This is a genomic window from Endozoicomonas arenosclerae, assembly GCF_001562015.1.
GTDB classification, from domain to species: domain Bacteria; phylum Pseudomonadota; class Gammaproteobacteria; order Pseudomonadales; family Endozoicomonadaceae; genus Endozoicomonas_A; species Endozoicomonas_A arenosclerae.
In genome coordinates this window covers 1-4,441 of record NZ_LASA01000253.1, presented here as the reverse complement: position 1 = coordinate 4,441, position 4,441 = coordinate 1, and the positions used below count along the sequence as shown (strand labels likewise).

Annotated in this window: 5 protein-coding genes; all 5 read left to right on the top strand. The window is 39.8% G+C overall.

Annotated elements, in window-relative coordinates; translation table 11 throughout:
- The first annotated feature begins 361 nt into the window (after positions 1-361).
- The gene (locus WG89_RS28435; RefSeq protein WP_062271148.1) at positions 362-1,324 is read left to right on the top strand and encodes a hypothetical protein; all 963 of its coding nucleotides are present in this window, start codon (positions 362-364) and stop codon (positions 1,322-1,324) included.
- Positions 1,324-1,710: a hypothetical protein gene (locus tag WG89_RS28430; protein WP_062271146.1), complete on the top strand. Its 387-nt coding sequence runs from the start codon at positions 1,324-1,326 to the stop codon at positions 1,708-1,710. The genes WG89_RS28435 and WG89_RS28430 overlap by 1 nt, the downstream gene beginning before the upstream one ends.
- Before the next feature lie 256 nt (positions 1,711-1,966).
- Entirely contained in the window at positions 1,967-2,881 is a 915-nt protein-coding gene (locus WG89_RS28425; RefSeq protein WP_153301894.1) for a retron St85 family effector protein, read from the top strand.
- Positions 2,871-3,812: a retron St85 family RNA-directed DNA polymerase gene (locus WG89_RS28420; protein WP_062271141.1), complete on the top strand. Its 942-nt coding sequence runs from the start codon at positions 2,871-2,873 to the stop codon at positions 3,810-3,812. The genes WG89_RS28425 and WG89_RS28420 overlap by 11 nt, the downstream gene beginning before the upstream one ends.
- 95 nt (positions 3,813-3,907) lie before the next feature.
- Positions 3,908-4,144, top strand: coding sequence for a transposase (locus tag WG89_RS28415; RefSeq protein ID WP_062271138.1), 237 nt, complete (start codon positions 3,908-3,910; stop codon positions 4,142-4,144).
- The last annotated feature ends 297 nt before the right edge of the window (positions 4,145-4,441 follow it).

The window sequence follows — 4,441 nt, the reverse complement described above, 5'->3', positions numbered from 1 at the left end:
CATGAAAGCAGAATATAATAAGGGATATTTATACTCAAAAATGATCCCATTCACCGGCCCTGGGATTATAAATCTCGTGGCTGAGGCTCAATAACGACTCAAGTCGTACAAAGATAAATACATAGAAGGGCCCGTGCAAGGGCGCGTCCAACAAGACGTTGTAATCCGACCCAATGAACTTCAGAGTGTTTTGCCTAAGTCTTGTGGCGCTTCGATTACTTGCAGTGGGCGGTTAAACTAAGCGTTAAGCCTATGTGTGGTTCCACACTCCGGCCATACAATTATTGTAAGGGGCAGCCTTACCAAGTAAAATCCAACCCTTGAAATGACAGTAACGTTATTATTTAAGAAGGACTTTAAAATGAGTGAAATTCTGCTCTGCAACCAATCACTAAGCCCACAAAATCTTCAAAATCAATGCGGTATCAGCATTGATCAAATATCAGCCTTTAGTTGTACAAAGCCAACAATGGCAGCTGCCAATACCCCCTATATCATTGGTAATGATCATTCCGGTGCCAGCCGAAGTATCCTTAGTCAGCTATCCCCTTCACCTGTAGCCAAGGAGCTAACTAACCTTTCCTTATCCTATGGTGGTGATAATGTCGTGGCATTATCTGAAATCACCGCAAAGCTCAAAGATTACAATATTGGCCTTATGGGGGCTTCAACTAGCGTTTATGCCAATCGTGTTGGTGGCTTCGCTGGTGCCGTTAAAGGCTACCAAGCAGCCTTAATGGAATACCGTCAGGCGGTGACGTCCAACTCACCAATGAAAGGAGCGATAAAGCAGAAGGCGCATACTGCATTTCAGAAAATGCAAAGCCAGTTCAGTAATGAATTAAAGGTGGTTTCTGGGCAAGTAAAAGCCCGCCGAGGTACGCCGCTTACAAATGCTGATAGAGCAACGAATATTGCCAAAAGCAGTCGAAACGTGGCCAAGCTCAATGTAACCAATCAAGTTCAAGCAAATAACCTCGTCAAATTAAGCAAACAAGCTAAATTCCTGGGTAACGGCCTTGCAGTTATCGACTTCGGTAGTCGTGTTGGAAACATTCATAATAGTTATCAAGCCGGCGGCAATTGGGAGCGAGATTTATTTATTGAATCCAGTAGTTTTGCTGCTAGCGCCATAACAGGTACAGCTGTAGTAAATGTAGGTGGTGCTGCATTAGGATTTCTTATGGTCGCAACTCCTGTTTTAATTGTGGGAGGAGTCGCCGTTGCTGGTGCGGCAGCTGCGGCATCTATCGGAATGAATAGCTATGTAAAAGAAAATAGCGGAAACCTTTACGATGATATTATGAAGTTGGTATCCAACTGATGACTACGGGTAGTTTAATTTTTGCATGCCTTATGGGGGCAATGTTTGTTGCGTGTATTTTGTATGTGGTTTTTGGCCAGGTCACAGTACGTAAACTCAGGAAAAACCCAAAAACAAAAGAGGTCCTTGGTCTTGAGTATGTAAGCGGCTGGGACATCATTAACGTCGCACAAGCTCTAGCAATTCCGCGATCATGGAGCCGTAAGCTAGAAAAAAGTCCGCTTTCTACTATTTATGCAAACTCAGCTGTACTTTTTGAAAACACTAGTAAACTTGATCGGTTGCTTGGGACAGTTTTTTATTGGCTATTAATGACCTCTGGGCTGTCAGGCGCACTATTGGTGCTTCTCAATTCTTTCGGCCTCATTCCTGACGTAAAGGCTTAACAAAAACATCCAGCCGACGCTTAAAAGCGCGCGGCTGATGTTGGCGTTATACGTTTGAAAAACCATAGTACTTGAAATCTGTCTTATAAATTTGTAGCATCCGTATAGCCTAGCAATTATGGGTGAAAGCCCGTCGGGATGTGAGTCACATTCTGCCTTGATTTTTTAGCTTTCTGGCGTTTCTTCCGAACTCGGAAGTCGCTAGTCAGCAACTTCCGAGTTCGGAAGAAACGCGTGCTCTAAGTAGGCTACATAAATGCTAAAAGAAATCCGAAGTAAGAGACTACTTCGCTCTAGATTAATGGCTTTGAAAAAAGCCATTGATAATTCCCACGTGTATCTAAAAAATGATTTGAAGTTTGTTTTTCTTTGTGGAGCAAACAAAGATATCGATACCATATCAGAGCGAAGGAAAGCACTCATTGAATTTTCCAAGAAAAACTTACCTCACACAGAGTTTTTTCTTGCTGAGAAAATGTTTTCAACTTTAAAAAAAGAAGGACATAAAGGGAATGTATTAGATGTAGAGCATCTGATTTCAGATTTCTCAGACTTCATTGTTATCATACTTGAAAGTGCAAGTTCTTTCGCAGAGCTTGGTGCGTTCTCACACAATACACTGAGAAATAAGCTTGTCATAATAAACGATTCTCAATTTGAAAAAGAAGAATCATTTATAAACTTAGGACCGATAAAGGCAGTTGAAGAAGCTGTTGGAAAGGATAGAATCATACACTATAAAATGAATAGTGACGGTGTATACAATAGAGATGCTATTGGTAATATCTATCCTCATATCTATAAGCTATTTAAAGATCCTTCGAAGATAAAAAGCAAAGTCATTGACTTGGATTCATGTAATCCATCTAATAATGTCAGCAAAAAAGCAGCCATGTTTGCACATGACTTAATTTATCTTTCGGGACCGATTCTTCATAAAGAGCTAATTGAATTGTTGAAGCTCATATTTGGCAATAATAACTACAATGACGTAGCTCATATTCTAGGAATTCTCACATCATTTGATTCAATAGAAAGAAATTCTCGTGGCTTATACCGAAGCAGGAAGGATGAAACTTATTTTGACTATCGCTTTGATACGGGGAAAATAATTTCAACATTTAGAAACTACACATTGAAATCGTATCCTGAGAGAATTTATGAATATTAAGTCTATTATTTCGAACGATCTCGGAATACCTGAAAAATTAATTGAAGAAGCCCTTAGTTCTTCACGAACTTATGTAAAAGTTTTTAAAATTAAAAAACGTAATGGTGGTTTTCGAGAAATACATCATCCATCAAAAAAGCTCAAAACTTTGCAGTATTGGCTAATTCATAATATTTTTAAAAACTTATCAATTCATAAATCATCAGTTGCATATCAAGATGGCGTATCTATTTTGGATAATGCCAAAATGCACAGCTCTAATAGGTTCTTTTTAAAAATCGACCTTGAAAACTTTTTTCCAAGTATAAAATACACTGATTTAGAGCCAATTGTAGATAAATGGCATAGTGAAAACAAAATTTCATGGGAACTAGATCAAGAAGCAAAGGAACTCATTCGTAAATCTTGTTTTTATAAAGAAGATCTATTGCCCATTGGTTATCCAAGTTCGCCCATAATTAGCAACGCAGTTATGCATGACTTCGATACAGCAATAAACCAAATAATTCTGGACAACCGATTTGGAGAAACGGTTTATACCAGGTATGCTGATGATTTAGTCTTTTCTACTAACAAGCATGGAGCATGCTCAAAACTTAAGGATGTTATTCGCACCTTTATAGGTGGTTACAACACTCCTAATATCAAAATAAATACAAGTAAAACCAAAATGGGTAGTAGCACTGGTGGTTCTGCTTCCGTTACTGGCTTAAAAGTATGCGAAAATGGTCATATAACAATTCATAGAAAGCAAAAGGATCATATTCGTTTACTGTTGAGCTTGTATGCAAAAGGAAAGCTCCCTGAAAGTGAGAAATCATCGTTAGCAGGTCATTTAGCTTATGTTCAGCATGTTGCTCCTTCCTTTTATTCATCAATAAGCAACAAATATTTCAAAGAAATATTCGAGTTACGTGCAACAAACGTATAACAAAAGCTTCCAGTTCGTGCCAGCCCTTGCAGGGCAGGCACTGATCTTGACCCGATAAAACGGACACCTTGATAACACTCAATCAAGGTGATCCAATGATCAGAATTAAAGAAAAACACCGTACTTTTACTAACGCATTTCGCATGATGGCCGTTCGGCTTGCAGAAATGCCAGGTGTGATGGCTCAGGATGTTGCTGAAGTACTTGAGATCCATCCTTTCATGCTTTCCCGCTGGAGAAAGCAATACAGGGAAGGAAAGTTCATGAACGAAGCTACAAATACCCAGGTTCTAGACCGTGAAACCACGGCTGAACTCAAGCGCCGGCACTAAATGTTAAATGTAGGACATCCACTCTTTTTTCTGTGAAGAAATTTCGCATTAAATCGTATCGCCGTAAAGGGTTGATTTACCAACAGTTTTTAGACCATTAGTTCATCACCCCTCCGGCACAGATCCGTACGTGCACTACTAATGCATACGGCTCCTACCATCAATCAAACACACATTCGCTGATTTGGGTATGGGTGTGTGAGTGTACTGCTCGGGATGAAGTATTTGATGAGTTTCGTCATCTTTGTCCACGTCAGGGTGTGGCGCTGGCTGCGTTTTCGCAGGGCTCTCAGCCAG

Coding starts and splice junctions, on each gene's coding strand:
- WG89_RS28435 (WP_062271148.1), top strand. CDS start 362: ATGAGTGAAATTCTGCTCTGCAACCAATCACTAAGCCCACAAAATCTT.
- WG89_RS28430 (WP_062271146.1), top strand. CDS start 1,324: ATGACTACGGGTAGTTTAATTTTTGCATGCCTTATGGGGGCAATGTTT.
- WG89_RS28425 (WP_153301894.1), top strand. CDS start 1,967: ATGCTAAAAGAAATCCGAAGTAAGAGACTACTTCGCTCTAGATTAATG.
- WG89_RS28420 (WP_062271141.1), top strand. CDS start 2,871: ATGAATATTAAGTCTATTATTTCGAACGATCTCGGAATACCTGAAAAA.
- WG89_RS28415 (WP_062271138.1), top strand. CDS start 3,908: ATGATCAGAATTAAAGAAAAACACCGTACTTTTACTAACGCATTTCGC.